This window comes from Caldisphaera lagunensis DSM 15908, from assembly GCF_000317795.1.
Classification (GTDB): domain Archaea; phylum Thermoproteota; class Thermoprotei_A; order Sulfolobales; family Acidilobaceae; genus Caldisphaera; species Caldisphaera lagunensis.
Genome location: NC_019791.1, coordinates 581,631 through 606,042, shown reverse-complemented (window position 1 = coordinate 606,042; position 24,412 = coordinate 581,631). Strand labels below are relative to the sequence as shown.

Annotated in this window: 17 protein-coding genes; 5 read left to right on the top strand and 12 right to left on the bottom strand. The window is 30.0% G+C overall.

Going from position 1 to position 24,412, the window contains the following annotated elements:
• Positions 1 to 32: 32 nt before the first annotated feature.
• On the top strand, positions 33 to 482 hold the full coding sequence (gene speD, locus CALAG_RS03030) for an adenosylmethionine decarboxylase (RefSeq protein ID WP_015232274.1): 450 nt from the start codon (positions 33 to 35) through the stop codon (positions 480 to 482).
• A 442-nt stretch (positions 483 to 924) separates the two neighbouring features.
• Here the strand turns inward: speD and CALAG_RS03025 are convergent, their stop codons facing one another.
• From CALAG_RS03025 to CALAG_RS03005, 5 genes are all read right to left on the bottom strand, one after another.
• Positions 925 to 3,747, bottom strand: a complete 2,823-nt coding sequence (locus CALAG_RS03025) for an ABC transporter substrate-binding protein (protein WP_015232273.1) — start codon at positions 3,745 to 3,747, stop codon at positions 925 to 927.
• A gap of 270 nt (positions 3,748 to 4,017) precedes the next feature.
• Entirely contained in the window at positions 4,018 to 5,580 is a 1,563-nt protein-coding gene (locus CALAG_RS03020) for a hydantoinase B/oxoprolinase family protein (RefSeq protein WP_015232272.1), read from the bottom strand.
• A 5-nt stretch (positions 5,581 to 5,585) separates the two neighbouring features.
• Positions 5,586 to 7,565 carry a hydantoinase/oxoprolinase family protein gene (locus CALAG_RS03015; protein ID WP_015232271.1) on the bottom strand — a complete coding sequence of 660 codons (1,980 nt, stop codon included), beginning with the start codon at positions 7,563 to 7,565 and terminating at the stop codon, positions 5,586 to 5,588.
• A 321-nt stretch (positions 7,566 to 7,886) separates the two neighbouring features.
• A complete protein-coding gene (gene merA / locus CALAG_RS03010; protein ID WP_015232270.1) occupies positions 7,887 to 9,239 on the bottom strand; it encodes a mercury(II) reductase in 1,353 nt (450 codons plus the stop codon).
• A 13-nt stretch (positions 9,240 to 9,252) separates the two neighbouring features.
• A complete protein-coding gene (locus tag CALAG_RS03005; RefSeq protein ID WP_015232269.1) occupies positions 9,253 to 9,414 on the bottom strand; it encodes a TRASH domain-containing protein in 162 nt (53 codons plus the stop codon).
• A gap of 119 nt (positions 9,415 to 9,533) precedes the next feature.
• Between CALAG_RS03005 and CALAG_RS03000 the strand changes: the two genes are divergently transcribed.
• From CALAG_RS03000 to CALAG_RS02985, 4 genes are all read left to right on the top strand, one after another.
• On the top strand, positions 9,534 to 9,905 hold the full coding sequence (locus tag CALAG_RS03000) for an ArsR/SmtB family transcription factor (RefSeq protein ID WP_015232268.1): 372 nt from the start codon (positions 9,534 to 9,536) through the stop codon (positions 9,903 to 9,905).
• Between the two features lie 47 nt (positions 9,906 to 9,952).
• Complete coding sequence (locus CALAG_RS02995; protein ID WP_015232267.1) at positions 9,953 to 10,819, top strand: DMT family transporter; 867 nt, start codon at positions 9,953 to 9,955, stop codon at positions 10,817 to 10,819.
• A 1,291-nt stretch (positions 10,820 to 12,110) separates the two neighbouring features.
• Entirely contained in the window at positions 12,111 to 12,989 is an 879-nt protein-coding gene (locus CALAG_RS02990; protein WP_015232266.1) for a mechanosensitive ion channel family protein, read from the top strand.
• A 182-nt stretch (positions 12,990 to 13,171) separates the two neighbouring features.
• Positions 13,172 to 13,543 carry a hypothetical protein gene (locus CALAG_RS02985; protein ID WP_015232265.1) on the top strand — a complete coding sequence of 124 codons (372 nt, stop codon included), beginning with the start codon at positions 13,172 to 13,174 and terminating at the stop codon, positions 13,541 to 13,543.
• A 7-nt stretch (positions 13,544 to 13,550) separates the two neighbouring features.
• Here CALAG_RS02985 and CALAG_RS07740 read toward each other — a convergent pair whose 3' ends face one another.
• The 7 genes from CALAG_RS07740 to CALAG_RS02950 all read right to left on the bottom strand — a co-directional run bounded on the left by CALAG_RS07740 (position 13,551) and on the right by CALAG_RS02950 (position 24,355).
• A complete protein-coding gene (locus CALAG_RS07740; protein ID WP_015232264.1) occupies positions 13,551 to 14,411 on the bottom strand; it encodes a class I SAM-dependent methyltransferase in 861 nt (286 codons plus the stop codon).
• Between the two features lie 51 nt (positions 14,412 to 14,462).
• Positions 14,463 to 17,147, bottom strand: a complete 2,685-nt coding sequence (locus tag CALAG_RS02975) for an ABC transporter substrate-binding protein (protein ID WP_015232263.1) — start codon at positions 17,145 to 17,147, stop codon at positions 14,463 to 14,465.
• Between the two features lie 80 nt (positions 17,148 to 17,227).
• A complete protein-coding gene (locus CALAG_RS02970) occupies positions 17,228 to 18,766 on the bottom strand; it encodes an ATP-binding protein (RefSeq protein WP_015232262.1) in 1,539 nt (512 codons plus the stop codon).
• 12 nt (positions 18,767 to 18,778) lie between these two features.
• Positions 18,779 to 19,936 carry a DNA double-strand break repair nuclease NurA gene (locus tag CALAG_RS02965; RefSeq protein WP_015232261.1) on the bottom strand — a complete coding sequence of 386 codons (1,158 nt, stop codon included), beginning with the start codon at positions 19,934 to 19,936 and terminating at the stop codon, positions 18,779 to 18,781.
• A gap of 2 nt (positions 19,937 to 19,938) precedes the next feature.
• On the bottom strand, positions 19,939 to 22,695 hold the full coding sequence (locus CALAG_RS02960) for an AAA family ATPase (protein ID WP_015232260.1): 2,757 nt from the start codon (positions 22,693 to 22,695) through the stop codon (positions 19,939 to 19,941).
• 1 nt (position 22,696) lies between these two features.
• Complete coding sequence (locus CALAG_RS02955; RefSeq protein WP_015232259.1) at positions 22,697 to 23,923, bottom strand: metallophosphoesterase family protein; 1,227 nt, start codon at positions 23,921 to 23,923, stop codon at positions 22,697 to 22,699.
• 90 nt (positions 23,924 to 24,013) lie between these two features.
• Positions 24,014 to 24,355 (bottom strand): DUF2258 domain-containing protein, encoded by a 342-nt coding sequence (locus CALAG_RS02950; RefSeq protein WP_015232258.1) that lies wholly within the window; start codon positions 24,353 to 24,355, stop codon positions 24,014 to 24,016.
• Between the last annotated feature and the right edge of the window lie 57 nt (positions 24,356 to 24,412).

Genomic DNA, 24,412 nt, shown 5'->3' with positions numbered 1-24,412 from the left:
TATAGCATTTATCATTAGAAATCTAGGAGGGCATGAACTTAGAAGTGAATGAAGAATCCCGTAGTGATGTGGATTTTATTGTAGGGAAGCATGTTTACGGTAGTTTATATGGTTTAAAACCAGAAATAGCAGATGATGAAGAATTAATAAGACAAACAGTTCTTGATGCAGTTAAGGCTGCTAATGCCACTTTAATACAACTAATGAGCTGGAAGATACCTGGTATTAAAGGCGGCGTATCAGTAATGGCATTAGTAAATGAAAGTCATATAGTAATACATACTTGGAAGGAGTATAGATATGCAACAGTAGATGTATATACATGTGGAAATCATACAAACCCAGAAAAAGCATATAAATTAATCGTGGAAAGATTAAAGCCTCAATATTATTCATATAATTATGCAGATAGAACACAATTCCCAACATCAAGTCCAGTTAAAAGGGATGAGATGAGAATAGAAACGGCTACCCCTTATTAGCAATAAAGTGATAGGCCTCACCTTTATGGTGATAAAATTATATAATTATTTATAATAAACATGTTTAGATGTTTTTAAAGAGTTATTTATTTTCCCCGTTTGATTTCACATCTGATTTCATACCTGCCATAAAGTATTCCCTCATCGGTTCGTGTTTACATCTCTCGTCTGGGGCAGACAAGAAGCTCAGAGAATCATTCCCATTTATTTTTTACAAAATGTTTGTATTTCTATGATTTAAAAATTTTGTAGGCATTAATCCCCACAGGCGAGGCTTTCTGCCTACATTTTGTAAATCCTGCATAGCTTCAAACCCTAAGGAATAGAATCTAAAATTCTTCAATAAAATTTCATAATTATTGCTTTTAAAAATTTCTTAGATAAATAGAAAATTAATAAGATAATTAAAAACAAGAAATCTAAAAGCTAGAATAATTTTTAATTATTTTGTCCACCACCAGAATTCCTGTTCCAAACCATTAGTATAAGCTGGATTTGATTCCCATCCAATATTATTCTGGTAAGGCTTCATATAAGGAGCTAATATTAAAAACTTGTTTGGTATAACCACATATACCATAGTGTACAAATTTATTGCTTGCTGCTGAGCTTCTTTAATTATAACACTAGCATTACTCCATCCTTCGACATCAGCATTATCAGCCTCATTTATCAAATTAACTAGTTGCTTAAATTGTTGAGCTTCTTGCCATATTAATGCTCCTACATATGTATTATTAGTAGAATTGAATTCTAAAGATAAACTGGTAAGGAATGATATGTTCCAAGCATTAGGTGCTGCATTTATAGAACCTTCTTGATAATTAAATGGTAACCAATCCCATGATATAGGCAATCCGTTCCAATCTATATAATAAATTGGCATAGGATTAACAGCTGGTATATCATAGCTAAGTATTGTTGACCAAGGCATATATAATGGTTGAGCATTTATGTTTGGATCCATTTCATGTAATGCTTGTGCCCACATCTCTGCTGCTGTGAAATCAACAGTATCACCGCTTGATACAATTATTGGGAAGTACACTGATATGTTGTAAAATCCTGATTCTTCCATTAATTGCTTTGCATATGTTAAGTTAAATGTTGGGCAATTGCTTAATTCTGATGGAGGAACTGAATAATCTACCCCAGGTAAAAGGACTCCACACCATGGCTGTCCAAAATTCATATGATATTTTGAGTTCCCTAATATGTCGTTTATGTATTCAGAATAATTAAATGCATAAGCAAATGCTTTTCTAACCAATGGATTTGCAAAATAATATGATGGAATATTATAAGATGGATTTATTTGTTTTAATAATGGCACACTTATATTTAAATTGAAATCATAATACCATATGTTTAATGATGAAAATCCATAGATCTTTGCCTTTCCTTGGGACTGTAACTGCTCTAATTTCGGTAAATATGGAGATATTTCTATTTTTGGAAATGTTACTATATCAGCCTCACCGCTTGCTAGCATATTTAATGCAGTTGTCGGATCCTGAACCCAATCTATAATAATTGTATTGTTTGGTTTTGGAAAATAAGTTATGTTATTAAGCCAGTATGGGTTTGGTTTTAATACAACGCTTTCTCCGGGCGTAAATGATGCAATATAATATAAACCTGTAAAACCTGCATTTGATGATGGCCATTGAACTTGTGTATTATAGTTTCCAGCATTGCATGTTTGTTGATATTGATAAAATGCTTCAGCTAATTGAGTGAAGTTATTATTATAAAGCCCCGTTAAATTTAATCCATCCCCTACGCTCTCTAGCCATTTTGCATCCATAACATAATCAAAAGATGTCATAATATTAAAGAAAAACGTCGGATTTACAGGTTGAACTAAATGAAATGTTACAGTATTAGTTTGATTGTCATAAGATACTGAGTTTATTATTTCTTTTGCACCTAATGAATCTGTTGGTGAAGCTATTATAAATGTGGAAAAATTATAATTAGGTATAGTAAATGGGGCTAAATATGTACCTTCAGCGCCAGGGAATCCCCCTGCGCAAACCAGGGCTCTTATCATAGTATACCATACATCATATGCTGTTATAGGATCTCCATTAGATGCCTTTAAACCAGGTCTTATTTTAAATATGTAAATTGTATAATTTGGTGAAATTGCTCCATATAAATATCTAGCAGTTGTGTTTGACCAATTACCAACAGTTGGTATGTATTCTGCAAGCATAGGTATAAATTTAGTTGTACTTGATTGATAATACCAAATCAAAGATCCATATATATTGTTAATAACTTCTTGGCTTATGGTATCAATCCATAATAAAGGATCAAATGTAAAGGGTCCTCCCGGAACAACTTCAGCATCTACTATTATACCTGGATTCGAAATGGTTGATTGTGAAGAATATAGGCTGAATTTCATGTTTTCTGATGATACTGCAACGCTTTGATATGTTGTATAGTTATATGTTTTTCCAGATGAAACGTTTTTAGTTATTATTGTTAATGATATAGCATATAAACCAGGTTCGTTAAATGAAAGAGTTATGGGATTTTTAGAAGGTTCTATATAGCTAATATTTCCAGATCCAGTTAAAGCTACCTGTTCTGCATAGCCTGTAGAATTTAAAGCAGGTATTGTTAAAGTTGTTCCATTACCAAGAGATAAAACATATTCATAAATTGTCATGTTTTGACCAGATGGTGGTTGCAAAAATCCAATAGATATATTAAATTGTTCGCCCAAACTTATTATTGAGCCTTTATTCAATGACATAACAGGAATAGTTAGCAATGATGACTGACTAAAGTTAAAATATGGGAACACGATTATTTGAATTAAATTCTCTGATGAACTTCCTATTAATGAATTGTTATTGTATAAATTATAATATAGGAGGTATTGACCAGGGTATTCATATGAGACATTGAATGTATTATTATTAATTTTAATAATTTTCCCGTTTCCTTCATAAACACTTGCAATATCACCTTGGCTAAAAATTGGTATATTTACTTGCAACGGTTCATTTACCTGTATAGAATAGCTTTGAGGCAACAAAGGCTGTAGATTATTTAATATAGTTGCATTTTTAATTTGGCTTGTAGTTTCTGTTGTAATGTTAGATATAATTTGCTTAGGAGCTTTACCTTCACTTATTTTATAATTATAATATGCATATAATCCAACAACAATTACTACCACAAGAACAATTCCGACTAAAACCTTTAAAGAAATCCCATTTTTATTATAAATTCCAGCGAACCATCTCACACTCACCTGTCACAAAAAATTTAATAAGCTGGAATATAAAAGCTTTTCCAAAGATTTATATATTTTTTATTATTAAAATATTATTTTATAAAATTATATTATTAAAATATTTAAATCAATTCTTAATCTTTATGAAAAATCAATTTAAAAGGTTAACAATTGTTCTATTTCTTAATTGATCCTCTCATATTAGTTTCCTTATCCTTAAGAAAAGATTTGCTAAAACTAAAAATGTTAAAATCATTTAAAATAGGATTTTAAACTATAAAACTACTTTCCGTATCCTCCGCCGCCCGGTGTTTCTATTATTACTTCATCATCAGCAAATAGCTCTACGACAGACATTGGCTTTAAATCTTCTATCCTTCCATCTTTTCTAATTATAGTAAGCTTCGAAGGTTTTCCAGGCTTTCCACCATATAAGCCATAAGGGTTAGTGAAAAATCTACTTGCCATTACAGCTAACCTAGCTGGATATAATACCTTAAATGATCGTATTATCCCATCTCCGCCTTTATATTTACCATCTCCTCCACTACCATCTCTTATTTTATAAGAAGTAAATAACATCGGATATGTGGACTCCGTTATTTCTATGGGAGTATTCATAGTATTAGTCATATTAGTATGAACTCCAGATATGCCATCACCATTTGGCCTACCCCCACTACCTCCTCCAATTGTCTCATAATAAGCCCATGGTCTACCGTCTTTATCGTAACCACCAAGCATTATATTCATCATAGTACCAGATGAGGCTGCTGGAATTCTGTTAGGCATAGCCTTAGATAAAGCCAATAAAATTACATCAACTATTCTTTGGCTTGTCTCTAGATTCCCTCCAGATACAGGTGCTGGCGGCTTTGCATTAAGTATTGTTCCTTCTTCTGCAGTAACATTTATTGTAGAATACAGACCTTCATTTGTTGGTACATCTTCTTTCATTAAAGATCTAATAGCAAATGATGATGCTGCAAATGTTACCCCAAATACTGCATTCAGAGGTTTTCTAAGTTGTTTTATCAATCTAGGATATGATATATAAACACCATCTTCAGATATCTTTACATTAACATAAATGCTTATCAAATCAGAAACTTCTTGACTAGTTTCTAGGTAATCTTCAGCATCAAATTCTCCTTTAGGCCATGAAGATATTTCTTTTAAAGCCATTTCCCTACCATATTTTATTGAATTGTCCCATCCATCAATAGTTTGCTCAAGACCATATTTATCTATTAACTCCTTTACTCTTTTAACCCCTGTTAGATTTGCAGATATTTGTGCTTTTAGATCACCTTCGTTAGTTAATGGTGATTTTACATTTGATAAAAACATCTTCAATATATCATCTCTTATTTTACCCTTTTCTACTAACTTTACTGGAGGTACTATTTCTCCTTCTTCATATATTGTTGTCGCTTGAGGATTAATGCTACCAAAAACAGGTCCTCCGATATCTACATGATGAGCTTTGTTTGCTGCATATCCTATTAATCTTCCATTATAATAAATCCCTGATATAACTGTTACATCATTTAGATGTGTCCCAGTTAAATAAGGATCATTTGCAAATATCATATCTCCTTCATTTAATTCTACATTTTCTTTTTCTAAATAATTTAATAAATTTCTTATCCCAACTCTTAATGATCCCAAATGAACTGGTATGTGTTCTGCTTGAGCAACAATTCTCTGATTGGAATCAATTATTGCACAGCTATGATCAGCTCTTTCTCTTATATTTGGAGATAAAGCAGACCTTCTTAATGCAACACCCATCTCTTCTGATATAAAAGATGTCGCCCTATGAATTATTTCCCATGAAACCATGATCTTCACCTCCTTAAAATAACTGTTCTATAAGAACCAACTTCCCCTCTCCAACCCTTTGGAATCACTATTGTTGAGCTATATTCATCTATAATTGCTGGGCCATCAATTTTAAAGCCCTTTGGTAATGAATCCCTATCATAAACAGGAATTTCATCCCACGATTTGCTTATATATGCCTTTCTAAACGTTTTCTCTTTTGGTTCAATATTCTCTTTTGCTTCTCCTAATTTAGGTTTTGGTCTAACCTTTATTCCAAAAATTCTAGCCATGACTATCTCTATTGGCCTATCTAAAACAAATCCATACGTATTATAATGAATAGAAGAAAAGATTTTTTCTATGGATTCTTTATCTAAATTTTCTGGTGCATTAATAGTTAACTCATATCCTTGACCCTTATATCTAACATCTAATAATCTAATAAAATAATCTATTTTTCCAACCTTTTTTATCAAATCTTTTTCTAATTTTTCAAAAGATTCTTGTAAATCTTTGGGAAACGCAACCCTTGCCTCAAACCTTGAATCTGCCATTAATAAACCTAAAGCACTAAATAATCCTGGTTCTGGGGGGACAATAACTTCTTGAGAACCTAATTCTTCAGCTAACATAGCAGCGTGCTGTGGTCCTGCTCCACCAAATGCTATGATTGAAAATGATGAGGGATCCAAGCCCCTTTCTACTGTTACTAATCTAACAGCTCTAGCCATTTCCAAGTTTATTAATTCTAATGCTGAAATAGATACTTCTTCAGGATCACCAATTTTTGATAACGCCTTTTTAGCTAAATCCAAGTTTAAATTAACTTCTCCACCAGCTAACTTATTTCCTATCCTACCTAAAAAGAAATTGGCATCTGTGATTGATGGCTTATCCCCCCCTTTACCGTAGGATGCTGGTCCAGGATCGGCTCCAACGCTTATTGGGCCTACTCTTAATGCGTTTGCTTCATCCCTCCAAATAACTGTACCTCCTCCTGCAGATACCTCTGCTAAATCAATAAATGGAAACCTAACTGGATAGCCTGAGCCTTTAACTGTTCTTCCATGATGTGCTTCTCCTCCAACTTCATATTCTGTTGTTATTTCAAGCTTACCATTAATTATGGCGCTGGCCTTCGCTGTTGTCCCTCCCATGTCAAATCCTATTGAATTTTTTATTGAGAGCATTTTTGATAACTCTGCAGCCGCAATAGCTCCAGCAGCTGGACCTGATTCTATCATTTGTACTGGCCTTTGAGAGGCATCACCTGTATCAACCAGACCCCCAGAACTTGACATTATATAAATTTTTTCTGGGCTAAATTCTTCTAAAGATGATGATAACATCTCTATATACCTAGAAACTATAGGTCTTAATGCTGCATTAACAACAGTTGTTGAGGTCCTCTCATATTCTCTGGGTTCAGGAGCAATATCATGAGAAATAGTTATGTATTTAAAATATTTGCTTAATATTTCTTTACTTTTGATTTCATTTTCTGGATTTATATACGAGTGGAGATATGAAATTGCCACACTTTCTATTTTGTTTTTCAGCATTTCATTAGCTATTTCAATTATTTCTCTTTCATCGATACCTTTAATTATTTTTCCATCAACGTTAGTCCTTTCTTTAATCTCATATCTGTACTTTCTAGAAACTAATGGTTTTGGTTTAGTAAAAAACAAATCATACAACTTTGGCCTATTTTGTCTTCCAATCTCTATTATATCTCTAAATCCATATGTTACTAGCAACGCAATATTAGGCAATTCTAAACCTACTTGACCCAATATTGCATTTGTAGCAATTGTGGTAGCATGGAGCAATTCTTGTATTTTGTTACCTTTTACTAATTGCCTTAATGCATTAGCAATTCCTATCTCTGGCTTTGTCGGGGTTGTAGAAACCTTAGAAACACTTATGTATCCATTCGAATCAATATATATCGCATCTGTAAAAGTCCCACCAACATCTACTCCTACCAGTATATCCTCCATTTCCAAATCCCACAAATTACTATAAAAAATAAAGTTAAAAAATATGTGGATTTATATCAAGATTTTTAGAAATGCTAAGCTTCAATATTATAACAGTATTTCTATTCATTTTAGGTAAGCGCTTTAATCTTGGGGAAATATTATCAAATACAACCATGTGTGTATAAAGCGTAATTCTGATAAACAAATGTAAATTCATCCCAAGAGGCCATCCATAATATTAAAAACACTGCTATAATTCCTGGTAAAGTTAGCGGGAAGCTTATCATAAAATGAAATTCGAAAAATCAGATGAAAATGGATTAACGTTTCTTTATCAAGTTAAACACAACAGCTCATCTTTTTTATATCTGATATAAAGCTTAATGCAGCTAATCTAATAGCTTCCCCCATTGTTGGAAATACATGAATAGTATCTATTAAATCATTTATATTTGCTCTCATTTTAATTGCTAAAGAAGCTTCATTAATTATTTCAGCCCCATTTTCGCTAACCAAATGAACTCCCAAGATCTTTTTTGTTTCTTCTTCAATTATCATTTTTATAAAACCTTCATTTTCTCCCAATATATTTGCTTTTGGTAAATCCTCCATCATGATTTTACTAGTCTCAATCCTATAGATCTTTTCTGCTTCAGCCTCAGTTAAGCCAACACTTGCAATGTTAGGTTGCAAAAAGACTACTTGAGGAACGCTTAACATATCTATTTTTTTATGCGAATCTAATAAGGCATTTTCAGCAGCAACTGTTCCTTGTTTTCCAGCTAATGCCTCAAGCATCTTACTCCCTATTACATCACCAGCTGCATAAATATCTTTATTGCTCGTCCTCAATTCCTCATCAACCTTAATTCCTTTATTTTCGTTTAAATCAACATTAGCTTTTTCTAAGTCTAAATCTGTGTTTGGTTTTCTTCCGGTAGCAACAAGTATTTCATCGACCTCTACTTCTCCTTTATTTGTAACTATTACCTTTCCACTACCTTTTTTAATCTCTTTTATATTCACATTAGTCACAACTGAAATCCCTTCATTTTCTAAAATTTTTTCTGCTTCTAATGATATTTCAGGCTCCCAGCCATATAACAAAACTGGTAATGCTTCTAAAACAATAACATCAACTCCTAACCTTTTATACATTTGAGCAAACTCTAAACCCAAAGGACCTCCTCCTATTATAGCTAAAGAATCGATTTTCCTATCAGGAGATAGTGCTTCATTATTTGTCCAATACCCTATTTTATCTAAGCCAGGTATTCTTGGAATTTTCGGAGATGATCCAGTTGCAATTATAAACTTTTTACCTTCAATTATTTTATTCCCAACTTTAACTTCATGAGGAGAAATAAATTTTGCTTTACCTTCAATTAATTCTACATCTGACGATGAGATTACATCTTCATATTTCATTTTTCTTAGATTTGAGACCAAATTATCTTTTTCTTTAAATGTTTCAAAAAATGGGGGATAAATATTAAGTTTTAGATGTTTTCTTGATTTATAATAAATTTCTCCAATGCTTAATAATTTCTTGCTTGGTACACAACCAACGTTTACGCAAGTTCCTCCTATAGGACCTTCCCCAATCAATACTGGCTTTACATTTAGTTCGTTTGCCTTTATTAATGCAGCAAATCCTGCTGCACCATAACCTATTATTACCAAATCTTTCATATTAAAATCCTCATCATCCTTGTTTCATTTTTCTTTCAAAGGCATCTGCACAATGGGAACAACAGAAATAATGAATTTCATTTCCTATTTTTCTCGCATAAACATCTTCAACAGTTAATGGTTTACCACAGCTTTCACAAACCTTACCTTCTATATCATTTATCCTTAAATTCATTCTCAACTTTCTCGCCATTATTTTTATAAATTGGTTTATCTTTATAAATTTACATATGAATAACTGTTCATATATGTGTTTATAAACTCTGCATATAAACTATTATATCGATGATAAAGATGAGTAACTTAAGTATAAATAAAAATGATCCCATATTAATAGAGCTCGAATCATTCTTTTCTGCATTATCAGACAAAACAAGGCTAGAAATAGTTTTTTATCTTCTTGAAAAAAATGTAGGAACCGTGCAAGAAATAGCAAATGGAATAAACAAAAATCAATCCTTAGTCTCACATCATTTATCTTGTTTAAAGAATTGCGGAGTTGTTAAATTAGAAAAGAAAGGTAAGTTCTCTTTATATGAAATTAATGGGGATAATGTTAAAAAAATAATTAAATTTGCGATAAATCATGTAGAATCTTATAGCAAATCAATCCTTTCTTGTGATATAATAAAAGAAGAGAAGAAGGAAGAAGAGAAAATATTATAGATAAATAAACTTAATAACCACTATTATAAAAATAAAATTGATTAGAATTGGCATTAATAAGTTATGGGCTAGCTGTTGCATTAGCATTAGGATCAGGTATAGGATTTGCAATTAATGATGCAATTGCAAAATTAAAGGTAAAGGGAAATAATTCTATGTCATTAACGTTTATATCATTATTATTTGGTTTACCTATTATAATGATTTCTTTATTATTTCCTGTTGGAAGATTTACTATGACATTAAAGGCATTTATAGTATACATATTTGCTGGTTTAGTTAACTTTACTATTGGAAGAACTTCTCTTTATGCATCAATATCCAGATTAAGTTCTAGTGGAGGAAGTATATTATCTAGTACAAGTGCTTTGTTTGGTTTTATAATGGGTTGGCTTATATTAAATGAACATGTTACTTATATTATGGCAATAGGAGTTATCTTAATAATGATAAGTGTTTATATTGCTTCTGGTGGATTTAAATCAGAAATATCATTATCTGGTATATTATTTGGGCTTATAACTGGTTTATCAATAGCCATAGCTGTCATTCTTATTAAGATAGGAGATCAAAGCGGAGGACAACCTGTTTTAGGCACGCTTATAGCCTATCTATCTGGTTTATCATTTAGTTTTATAGGTTTTAAAAGAAATCCTATAAGTAAAAAAGAAATAAAGGATCTGCTAATACCTCTCCTTTTAATGAGCAATTCAGCTGCAGCAGGACAAGTTATGAGATATATTGCATTGCTAACTGCAGAGGCAAGTGTTGTTGCTCCATTACAAAACATAAGACCTGTTGTTGCAACCTTCATTTTATTAGCATTTGGTGTTGGAGAAAAAAGGCCTAAAAAATATCATTGGATAGCTGCTATATTAGCAAGCATAGGAGCTGCGTTAGTTAGCATAAAATAACTTTAATAAAAAGTTTTTAGAAATAAGAAGAAATATGTCTCCTTCATTATATAAACATTTCCAAGCTTTAAGAAACATTCAAAATCTTAATAAAACATATAAAAAAGACTGATTTTTTCTAGCTAGACTTTCATTTGTTGTAATGTTTTTGTCTTTGATAGAAATCTCATCCTTTATTGTAGAAAAAATTTTCATTGTTTACAAAAAATGAGGAATATTAAAGAAATGTAAAAAAGATCAAAAGTCTCATTCACTATTATTTGATTAATATTTTCAAATTAATTAACAAATAAAAATTCATGAATTGTTTCTAACATATTTTAATATAATCAATAAAAATTAAGATTAAATATTGTTTTATAAAAATTCATGAATTATGCTTCAGTAGCAATTAATGAATTTTAATTTGATAGCTAAACAATAAATTGATAAATTTACTAGTGTATTTACTAGTAAACTATATTTTTTTATTTATTTAATAAACTATTATTTAATTGTATATGCTATATCTAAAAAATAAAAGTTTATGGATCGCTTCCTTGGCGGTATTACTTGATCTTAGGTAATACCGCTTCCTTAAATTCATATTAGCACCTATTTGTTTTAGCTATATCTTCTACTCTTTTTTTATGTTAAACCTCTAATCAAGGTATTACCAAAATTTTATATAAGAGGAACGATATGAGTAAATTATATTATAAAACAACTTTTAAATTATAAAAAATTTAAAAATAAGTAGAGTTAACAGGAAGTTATCTCTACTTTTTCCATAAGAATGGTAGAGTTAACCGAAATTTAACCTCTTTTGGTTGAAAAAAGGTTAACCTTATGATCCTAAATGTTTATTCTACTTCTAGTATAGTTATGTGGACTATCCCGCCCTTTCTGATGGGGCATCCCCACCTCGCGGTGAGAATTTCCTGCTTCTTAGAGTAACCTCGATCTCCCTACACCCACAGTATTCCATCAAACAGAACCGTTCCGTTATATCCCGTGTGGAAGGAGGAGTTACGGAGGGTTTGCTCTCCACAGGCTTAATCCCCAGTCCCTAGGGTATGACCTAGAGCTTTCAGCCAATGCCTAATATTTTTCCCAGAATTGATGAATTATAATAAATCCTTCTATAAGGGGGCTATCCATCCCTCATGGAAGGGGACTTTCGCCCCCTTAACCCCCATCTAGTTAAAAATAATGGGTGAGATGCTACATAGCTTTATAATTCAACACAAATAATATTGTTATTGGGGAGGACAAAATTTCAAGAAGGGCCATTTCAACATTTAACAGAACCTTGGCAGAAATTATTTCAATAGTCGCTATAGTTGTAACAATATACCTGTTTGTTAACTTTTTAGCAATTTTTATCCATAGATTACAAGAGTACATGTATGTTGTAAGAGATGTTCTTTATTTAGCAGCGGGTTTGTTAATAGTTAGAAGTATAGGTAATGGTATTATAAGAAGCTTATTTCCTAAATATAGGGAAAGATCTTTATCAGTTGGTAATCTTGTAAAAATAGTAGGTTATATTATAGTTATCATAGCAGTAATAGCTTTTACAAAAATTAGCACTACGGTAGCATTATTTGGAGGTACTGTAACAGGTTTGGTTTTAGGTTATGCTCTGCAACCTACTTTAGATAACTTATTTTCTGGAATACTAATATTAACAACAGGATTTATTAAGCCTGGAGAAAGAGTAAGGGTAATAAATTGGCGTTTACCATATCAATGGGCTTCAAATCCAGGATACAAATATTTCTCGCCAGATTATATAATACCTGGATATGATGGAAAGGTAGTAGAAGTTGGCTTATTTGCATCTTCAATTATAACAGATCAAGGCTATGAATTAAAGATAACAAATAGCCATATTTTGGGTGGGGGTATTATCAAATATCAAACGATATGGGAAGATAACTTTACTGGCTCTATTAGAGTAGAAATACCAATAAGCGATATGGAAGCATTTGAATTACATGCAAAAAAAGTATTAAGTAAATTTGATGATAAGGCAAGCTTTTATTTAACGGAACAAAGCGATAAAAATTATTTAATATATTTAGTTAAAATATCTGTACCTAAAGATCAAAACTGGTTGCAATTAAAAGATAGCATATTAAGGGAGCTTTTGTCATACAAAAATTCAGATAAACAAAAAACTCAATAAGTTTCTTAATTTAATTTAAGCTTAGAAATTTATAATATTTTTTAATAAATTAATAAGTTTAAGATTAAGGTTTTGTTTAATGCACCAGTAAACCAAGCAGTTAACTGCATAGTTCACTATTAGCACTTCATTTTTAGAAAAGCTTAAAACTATCTAATTAATAATAAAAACAGAGGATAATATTGGAAAAGATTTGTATTCCGCTAAGCGATGATAACAAAATAACAATAACTTCTAGGGCAAAATATTTAGCTATATTTGAAAAATTAAATGATAAACCCGTAGTAATTGAAGAAAATCCTGCATTAAATGCTAAAATAAAAAGACCAGAATTTATAAAAGGATGTATAAAACATAAAGCAAATGTAATAATTGCAGCCCATGGATCCTATTGCAGTCCTTCATATAATTTAATTAAAGAAAATAATATAAAAGCATATGTTAGCGAAAACTATTCATCAATACCGCCAAAATTTTTGAAAGATTTAACAATGGGAGAAGTTCTTTATTCTAATATGCTTGCAGTTTATGAAAGGTTATTTTCAAAACATTGATTTTGAATTATTTCTTTATAGCTTTAATACCCATTGCTATGCTATCATATCTCAATACCTCAAATCCTACATCTTTTAATTTGCCCGATATTTTTAATGGAAAACCTTTACCTTTAACTCTACCCGGTTCTCCAGTATAATGGAATAATACACCATTTCTTTTTAATGCGGAATAAAGATATTTATAAAATTCTATTGAATATAATTCACTACTATTTGATGTAAACCGAGGTGGATCATGTATAATTATGTCAAATTCATTATTAAAATCTTTTATTATATCAAATGCATTCCCCAAAATAATTTTAATTTTTTCAGAATTTAATTCATAACTCCATGGATTTCTTTCTGCCAACCATAAAACATTTTGATCTTTTTCTATTGTAATAACCTCTCTGGCCCCAAATTTTAGGGAATTTATTGCTGTATATCCAAGACCAGTTCCTATTTCTAATACTCTGACCCCCTTTCTTACAGCTGCTACCTCAACTTTTCTTTTCGCGTCTTCCATCGGGGTAATACCTTTTATTCTATGCATATGTATTCCATTAATCTCAAGAGTGGTATAATATGTATCATTAACGGGAACCAATTTATAATAATTGTTTGTACTTCTTACCTCTGCCTCATAATAATCTTTATCGATTAAAAGCACAGATCTTCTATTAACATGTTTTTCTAATACATCATAATCTATCTCAAATATTTTTTCATTGAATTTAATTATAATTTTATCATTTTCTTTATTTATATAATCTGCTCTATCCCTTCCACAATTAATTGTAGCTTGTTCATTTTTTATTATACTTTTAGATTCTTTTGGTAATAGCGCGATTCCTTTAAATGGTTCAAATTCAAATATTTCCAAACTTATCCCTTATCTGTAATTAAAAATCAAATATAAAAGAATTTAATAAACCTATTTAAACCACCAATAAAATACTGAATCCTCTGCATTTATGGGATTTTCTTGATAGCTTATTTGGTTATTAAAAGCATACATATATGGCTTTATTACCCATTGCAAGTTTGGTTGATATTCATATACATATAGATACTGATCTATAGCAAGTTGTTCTGCTTCTTTGTAATATAATGAAGCTAAAGAGGTATTACCTTGCAAAGCTGCATTATTTGCCATAATTATTAAATTATTTAATTCTTCATATTGTTCAGATTCATTTTCAAATAGATTAGCAAGAAAAGTATTTCCTTGAGATGCAAAGTATTTGCTTAAGTTCTCAAAATAGGAAACATTCCATCCATTAGGAGCAGCATAATCCCCAGATAAAAGATATAATGCATTAACAAAATCACTTGCTAAAGGATAATCCGGTACCCACTCAAGATTATAAATTGGCATTGGATTTTGTCCAGGTATTTGATATGACATTATCGTTGTTTGCGGCATATATAAGGGAACAGCATTTATGTTTGGATCCATTTCATGTAATGCTTGTGCCCACATCTCTGCTGCTGTGAAATCAACTGTATCACCACTTGATACAATAATTGGGAAGTTTACTGAGATATTATAAAATCCTGATTCTTCCATTAATTGCTTTGCATATGTTAAGTTAAATGTTGGGCAATTACTTAATTCTGATGGAGGAACATAATATGGAAGTCCTTGAATTATCACACCACAAATTTGTTCCCCAAAGTTAAAGTGATATTTAGCATTACCCAATATATTATTAATGAACTGTGTGTAATTAAATGCATAAGCAAATGCTTTTCTAACCAATGGATTTGCAAAATAATAACTAGGTATATGATATGAGGGATTTAATGAAGATAATATTGTATTATTTATGTTAGAAGTAAATGCAAAAATATATTCATTTAAGCTAGGAAATTCATATAAAGATGCTTGTCCTTCAGATTCTAATTGCTCTAGCGGAACTATGTAATTAGACGGTAAGAAAGTTACTATATCAGCTTGTCCAGATGCAAACATTTCATATGCAGTATTTGGATCTTTAACCCAATATATTATAACAGTATCATTTGGTTTAGGTATGTATGAAATATTTGTGGGCCAATATGGATTTGGTGATAAAACAACGCTTTCTCCAGGGGTATAAGATTTGATCATGTATGGTCCAGATGATATTGGGTTCCATTGTACTTGTGTATTATAATTACCTTCATTTGCTTGTTGTTGATATGCATAAAATCCAGCTGGTGTGAAATTAATTCCTGCCCCTATTTGTTCTAACCATTTAGCATCCAATATACCTGTTCCTTCAGGGTCAGCTAATGCAGTAAATAAGAATTGAGGAGCTGTTGGTTTATATAGATGGAAAGTTACTGTATCTGTTTGATTATTATAAGTTATTGCATTCATTATTTCATCAAATCCTTGTGTATCATTTGGTGAAGTAATAACTGAGGTAAATGGTGTATAATTTGGTATAAGGTATTGTGTTAATATCCAACCTGGAGTACCTGGTGTTCCTCCTGCAAATAACATATCTCTTATAAATGAATACCATACATCATATGCTGTTAATGGATCTCCATTAGAGAAATACAAACCAGGTCTTATTTTAAATATGTAAACTGTATAATTTGGTGAAATTGCTCCATATAAATATCTAGCAGTTATGTTTGACCAATTACCAACAGTTGGTAAATAAGCTGCTGCCATTGGTAGGAAAGACGTTGTTGATGAACCATTATAAATAACTAATGTAGAATATATGTTTAAAAGCTCTTCAAATCCTATCGCATCATAATCTATTTGAGGGTCAAAGCTATATGGACCTCCTGGAACATTTTCTGCAGAAATAATTAGCTTTGAATTTGGTGTATCAAAATAAGTTGTAAATATATTAAAGGATAATGATCTTGATGATACTGCAATGCTTTGATATGTTGTATAGTTATATGTTTTCCCAGATGAAACGTTTTTAGTTATTATTGTTAATGATACAGCATATAAACCAGGTTTATTATAAACAACAACTGGATTTTCTTCAGGTAATAATGTTGTTTGATTTGCTAATATTGTTTTTATTGTTCCATTACCAAAGTTCCATACATATTCATATATTGTCATGTTTTGACCAGATGGTGGTTGCAAAAAGCTTCCTATCAAATAAATTTTTTGAGATACATTAAATAAGGGTGCTGTCGGGTTTTCTGTTGAATTAAATGTAATTGTTGGAACTGTAAGGTATTGGGATAAGTTTAATGGTATATTAGGAGTAACAACAATTTTCATCAAATTATTTTCAGATTCTCCTATAAGAAAACCATTTTGATATAATTCGTAATAAATTAAATAATTTCCAGGATATACATAATTTAATATTGCATAATTATTTGTAGCATTCACTATAGAACCATTACCTACAAATATTAGAGCATATTCATTTTCATTATTTTTAAAATTCGGCAAATATACTGTTAAATTCTGTCCTGCAACAACCATCAGAGAAGCGGGAGAAATAGGTCTAAGGGATTCTAGCTCTACTGATTTATTTTTAATATGGTATGAAGAAATATAATAACCTAGTGAAAAAATAATAAGAACAACTAAGGTAATTATAAGAATTTTGTGCGCCTTTGTTCCCCGAATTCTATTATATGCGTTCATCTTATTTATGCATCGCCACGTTTTTTATAATACTAAAAGAAATTTAAGCTTTTATCAACCTTTGGAATACTTTTCTATAATCAAAAGACGGATTTAAGATCTTCATCAATAGATTCGTTGCTTTTATTAATATTGCTCCACTCTGATACTATATCAATGTCTCCTCCTGACTTTTTGCTGTTGCAAAGTTCTATCTTAACTAAAGCTGGCAATTTGGCCATGCTACCAATTATTATAGCCTCTCCTGGATTTAACCCAGGCAATAAATCTGCTAAGTCTTGGCTTAATTCTTCGCTAGCATCTTGAACGTATTCTATGTCTTGAGGCTCAACTATTTTTAAAATTATTTTATTATTTGTTTGGCTTAATACATCAGGATTTACATTCTTTGGTCTCTGACTTACTAAAATTAGCCCAACTCCAAATTTCCTACCTTCTCTAGCAATCCTAGAGGCCCAGTAAGATGTTAGAGTATTTCTTTTATTGGGTATAAGTATGTGGGCTTCCTCTATAACAGTAAATGCTGGTACAGGATATCCGGTAGCATTTCCAGATTTTGTTCTCTTCCATAACTTCCTTTCTTGCAATAATCTTCTTAGAAAATGACTAACGATAGCATCTGCACCTATTTCATCTAATTCGCTCAAATCAAATATTGTAAGCTTTCCAGGCTCAATGATCTCTTTTAACTCTAAAGGTGCGTTTGGATCTATTACTTCATCATACATAGATTTTATGTCTTCAAGTTTATTAAGCGCTCCATCAACTTCTCTTTTATTAGCGTCACCTTTTTCTTCTTTAGCATTTTCATATAATTTTTCCATAAAATCTGCAGCTGATATCTGCCCCTTTTTATATTCATCCATTGTTTTTAACCAAGCACGTCTTAATATTCTTTCTTGGTTTATTGCATTTTCTGGTAACCTAGATAGATCCTTAATTTCTTCAAATGATAGCTTCGCCGGATTAATAATAGGTTTCCTAATATTTGCCTTATCACCTAATCCAAGATCTCCATATTCTCCATGCATATCGAACAAAACAACTGTTCCATCTAATTCCTTTATTATATTTCTTGACAATATACATACTGTATTGCTTTTTCCTCCACCGGTCACAGCTAGAATTGCCAAATGTCTTTGCAATTTATTTATATTAATTTTATAATCAACATCTATAGTTGAAAGTTTTCCTATTTTAATCCATCCCTTCTCATTTGGTGAAAATATGTTTTCCAAATCTTCTTTTTTTGCAGAATAAACTATTGTCCCTGGAAATGGTGGAACCTTAGGAGAATCTATAGATCCATTTTTTAATGCGTCCAAATAACTTAACCACATAACGTTTCCTTTTAAATAAGTTTCTCCGAGCATTTCATTTTGATTTATAGCACTTATTACGGAATTCACAGAATTGGGATCTGTAACGCTATTAGGCAATAATCTGCTTCCTGATACTAGGCTTTCTAATATACCTAAAACACAACCTTTAGGTGTTTCTGTAACCAAATACATGCCTGCTGATAAATTAGACTTGCTATCATGAGAAAATATTACAAGACTTCTTGCAGGACTACTTTCACCGACAATCCATCCTACCAGATTTTCTCCACAACTCATTTTATTTCCCCCCTAATACAATAACATGCTCCTTTCCTTTAACTCCCCCTCAATACCTGCTACTTTTATTAAGGCTTCCATATCATCATGAGTAATTTCTGCATTCTTATGGGCAAAAACTAGAGATGTAGGATAGCCCTGTTGTAATGGTATCAAAATTATTTTTGAAATGACTTGATTAATAAAATCTTCAGTATCAGGAATTCCCTTATTTTGATCAAATAAAGCTTCTACTTGTAAAATTGGTGCTCCATGCTGGAACCTTGCATAGAATCTTACCATACCCAATCTATTTTCATAAAAATCTTCTATTCCTCCTAGTTTAGGGAACATTTTTTTCATATTTTTTTCTCCAATTATATTTGATGCCCCCATGTTTAAGCTTCCATCCCAATAGACATAACCTGGCTCTGATCTTACCATTTTTTTAATTATATGCACATCTGGTAAATTTGAATTACATAATCTAGTTGATCTGCTAGTCTTTGATATAAAAATTGGTAATGAATTGTTTTCAAATATTTTTTCTAATAATATTTTATACAAATATAATTTTTCTAATATCTCCATGGCTAAAAAAGCATCTATCATGGGTTTTAATTGATCTTTTTGCTCCTTATCCATAAGCATTAACGGTATTAATGGATGATATAATGACTCATTTAATAAATCATCTATTTTATTAATAAAATAACCCCCGTTTTTTAACTCATTATCAGCCTCTTCTAATAATATATCAAGTTCTTCTCCATTTTTTATTGAAGCGCTAGGTCTCCACCATGCTATTAAAGGAGTAAGGCTTCCATCAAAAAAAGCGATACCATTTTTAGGTATGGCATTTAATGATGATTTTGCCTCAATTATTTCCCTATACAATGAAACTCTTAACATTGTATATTTAGGAGGTAATAAAAGACCTATCAAAGCATTTTCTATTGGTTTAAGATTGTTATTAAACGTTTTAGCCCATGATTTTACTACATATAATGTAAATGTATCAAACTCCGAAATCATATCTCCTCCATCTTCTGCGGAAACTTCGATATCATAATCAACTTTTTCAGGCAAAGGATTCCATTTTATATTACATTGACTCTTTGGGTTTTTCTTAATAATATCTAATATAATATCTTTATTTTTTAATGTTGAATTTATTAAAGTAGAATCCATTCCTAATCACCTTCACATATAACTTTAGAGATACCATCTTCTTTTGCTACATTGCATACTTGATCAATGCTTTCCATTATATCATTATGATGTGTTATTACTAATAATTGATAAATTGGTGGAGGTAAGTTATCATTGCTTTCTGTTAATTTACTTAAGATTTCTATCAATATCTTTCTTCTCTGCTCATCTAAACTCTCTGTTGGTTCATCTAAGGCTAAAAAACCTATTTTGGCTTGAATTATCTTATTTAACGCTATAACAAATGCCAATGCTATAACACTTTGTTCTCCTCCGCTTAATACGGATATTGGCCTTTCATTACCATTCCTATCTATTACATATACACCTATATTTCCATCTTGGTTTTCCCTGATCTCAATCCTAGAATAATCTAGTCCAAACTTTGAAAATACATTATTCATTTCATTTTCAAGCGCTATTAAGGCATTATTATAAAGAGATCTTTGAACCTTATTAAATACGTTAATAGATGCCAATCCAACAATTATTTTATTCTTTATCTCTTCTAACGCCTTAATTTCATTTTCTAATTTGTTTGCATTATCCTCATTATTTTTCTTTTCACCTTCAAGTCTACTAATATCCTTCAGAATATTTTGATATGAAATCATCTTGCCATCTATTTCATTCTTTAATTCATTTATTTTTTCTTCAATATTTTTAAATTGATTTATTTTTTCTTCAATATTTTTATATTCAACCATGTTATCATTTAAATCATTTTTCATAGATATTAATTCCTCATTATTTTTCATTAGACTATTTTTAATATTTTCTAATCCCATATATTTTGCTCTTGCATTATTTATTATTTCTCTTGCCTTTCTTACATTATTAACTTTAGTTGTATCTAAAATGAGTTTAAGTAAATTTTTCAAACTATTATCTAAATCTGAATACCTTTTTTTCATTTCTTCATATTCATTTATCTTCTCATTAATTTTACTTAAATCAATTTTACTCTTTTCAAGGTTAACCTTTGCAGCTAAATATTGTTCATGAAAGGCTTTAATATCATCAAGATTATCAGATATCTCATTTAACTTTTGTTCTAGTTCTTTCTTATTCAAGCTTAGTTCATTTGCTTTTTTACCAGACTCTTTCATTTCTTCGGTTATTTGTTCTTTAAAAATTGTAATCTCTTGCATAAGATTCTTTATTTTATTTTGTTTATCATCAATTTCTCTTTGACTTTTATCTAATAATTCTCTTTCTTTTTTTAATTTGTCAAGCTCGTTTGTATGAATATTTATTTCATTAAGATAGTTATTTCTAAGATCTTCAATTGTTTTTCCAGATAACTTGGTATGACAAACTGGGCATTCAACACTTTTTTCATCTTCATTGTTTAATACATTTAAATACTCCTTCATTCTTTTAATTTCAGTTTCCCTTTTTATAATCTCTTCTTTTATATTATTAATCTTTTTATCTAATTCTTCTTTCTCATTATTTATTTGTTTAATTTCTTCATTAATTTGATTTATAAATTGATCTAAATCTTTTTCAACATCAATATTTGCAAATTCCCTAAAATTATTTTTCAAATTTTTAATTTTATTTATTCTGTTTTTATATTCCTTGTATAAATTATTATAGTAATTTAAACTAATCTCGACTTTTTTTAATTTATCATTTATTTCATCCCTTTCCCTATTCAATCCGTTGTATTTTTCTTCATATTCTTGATATTTTATCATTTGTTCATAGTTATTTTTTATAAATTCCAATTCCTTTATTTTGCTTTCCAGATCTTTAAATTCCATTGATAGACTATCATATTCATTTAGCTTATCATATAAATCTGCTACACTTTTTTGACTTTCAATATTTTCTATTTCTTTTTGCAATTCTTCTATTTCTTTTTGCAATTCTTCTATTTCTTTTTGCCTTTTATTCAAATACTTCAAAAGCTCTTCTTTTCTTGTTCTCAAAGAATTCAATTCTAAAACTTTATCTTGTTCTTCATCCAACTGCTTTTTAAGGCTATTTATTAAATTTTCTAATTCTTGTTTTTCCCTATCTTTCTTTTGTATCTCAATTTTTATCTCATTTATTTTATTTATAATCATATCATATTCCTGTTTTTTGCTTACAATATTTTTATTCACTTCGTCAAGATGCCTTTGTTTAATGTTATAAATTAAACCAATACTTTGGTTTTCAGATCTAATATCAACTTTCTTTAGGCCCTCTTCGGCATCTTTATAAGATTCTATACCTAAAGCTCTTTCTATTAATTCTTTGAAATCTTTTTTGTTATCTGTCATTTTGCTTGCTATTTCATTTAATGTATTTTGCTTAACTATTATTGAACTTTGCAAAAAATCAGTAATATCTGGAACTGATTGCATGTTAAGGTATTGTTTTACTAATCTCTTATAATCTTCTTGTCTTGTTGCTTCAACTTTATTATTTCTCTTTAAAATAACTTCCGTTGTAAAGCTATCATTTCCTTTTTTTGCAAGATCTACTCTTAATTCCAGCATATCATTTCCTTCAAGCTCTTTTAATCTAATCTTTACTACAGCCTTTTTTGAATTTGCATTTATTAAATATGCCCTATCCCTCCAAGGCTTTAAAGTTAACGCAAAATATAATGCCTCTAAAATACTACTTTTTCCAGCACCATTTTCGCCAACAAATGCTAAACTGCCTGATGAAAAATTAATTTTGGTATTTTTATGGCTTAAAAAGTTTTCAATTTCTAATGAATCCAAAATGTAATAACCCATATTAAATCAACCTCTTCAATTCATCTAAACTTTCTTTAGATAACTTATCTAATACTTCAACGATTTTTGATTCGTCTCCTTCAAGTGTTGCATCTCTTAAATCAAGCAATAGTTTAGCAGTATTATCGCCTAATTTTAGTTCATTGACTAGTATGTTAAAAGGATCTAAACCACTTCTGCTTAATGCCTTTACGCTATATGAACTTTCCTTCTTTTCTTTATTTTTCATTTCTGGAATTATATGTACATTAAATTCGTTTTCAATTTTTGTAATAGCTTGTATTATAGATCTTGCATAAATATCCTTAGATTTTTCTATATCTAAATATACTATGGGTTGTTTATTTTTATTTAATGTCTCTCTAATTTTTACTTCAATTCCAGCTCTCAATTTATTTATGATATCCTTTTCATCTTCAATTGAAATCCTAGCAAACAAATTATCTCTTAGATTTATTTTTAATTCTTGAATGTCTGGCTCATCTTTTGATAAATCAACAAGAATTGGACCTCTATTTTTATGCTTAATTTCACTTATACTTAATGGATATAACGAACCTGGATAAACAAAAAACTTATCTTTTTTATTTATTATTCTTTCATGTATATGGCCTAACGCTATATAGTTAGCATTAGGTAATTTTTGAACATCAGCTACTGCATCAAATAACAAATATGGATCTATCGAAAAATGAGCTACAAAAACACTTTTATTACCATTTGACCTTATTTCTTTATCATATATTTTTAACAGCTTATCTGCTAAATTTTTTCTCATGTCCAAATTTATTTTTTTATATGGATATACATATATATCAATATTTTTTGTACTTATTTTACTTTCTTTTACTATATTCAAAAACATTGTATTTTCATCTTCATTACCTTTAGATTCATATAAGGGAGCATAAACATTAGATATGGCAGATGATAAAACTTGCAATATCGTGGATTCCTTTCTTCCTGGAGTGTCGTGCTCTCCATGAGCTAAAATTATTGGTATATCATGATTTGTTACTTCCTTAAACCTATTAATTACTATTTTTAAAGAATCATTATCTGGTTTTGGCGTATCGAACAAATCGCCAGCTATTATTAACAAATTAGGCTTTTCCCTTATTATCAAATCCATAGATTCATTGAATGCATCAATAATATCATTATATATTATTTTTTCATTGCGGGGTTTTGCCCCTACATGTAAATCAGACATGTGGACTATTTGCAATTTAATCTCCTTATTATTATTTGTTAGTATTACCTAATAATGTTTATTATTTCTCTCATATATTATAAATAAGAAATTCACTTAGCAATATTAAGCATTTATTTTTAATAGTTTCTTAAATTCCTTTGTTAATTCTTTACTTAAAATCTCATTTTTATCATAAATTGTTAAATCCATATCCTTTATTGATATACTATTATCATTCAAATCAAATACTATTTGTATATTAACTATTATATCTTTTGGAATATTATAATTTTCTACTAAAACTCCATATAAATTTTTGTTTAGATCAGTTAATAGTTGATTTACAACTTTAGGATCTACTTTCTTTTCAGCATATAATTTGCGAAAAGCTGCATTTGCTGCTCTACGCAGCTTTAATGCATATCCACTCATTCTAACGGGACCTGTCTTTAATAAGATCTCCATAAATATCACCTTATTATTTTTTATTACTCTATATATATTAATAGTACTAAAAAATTA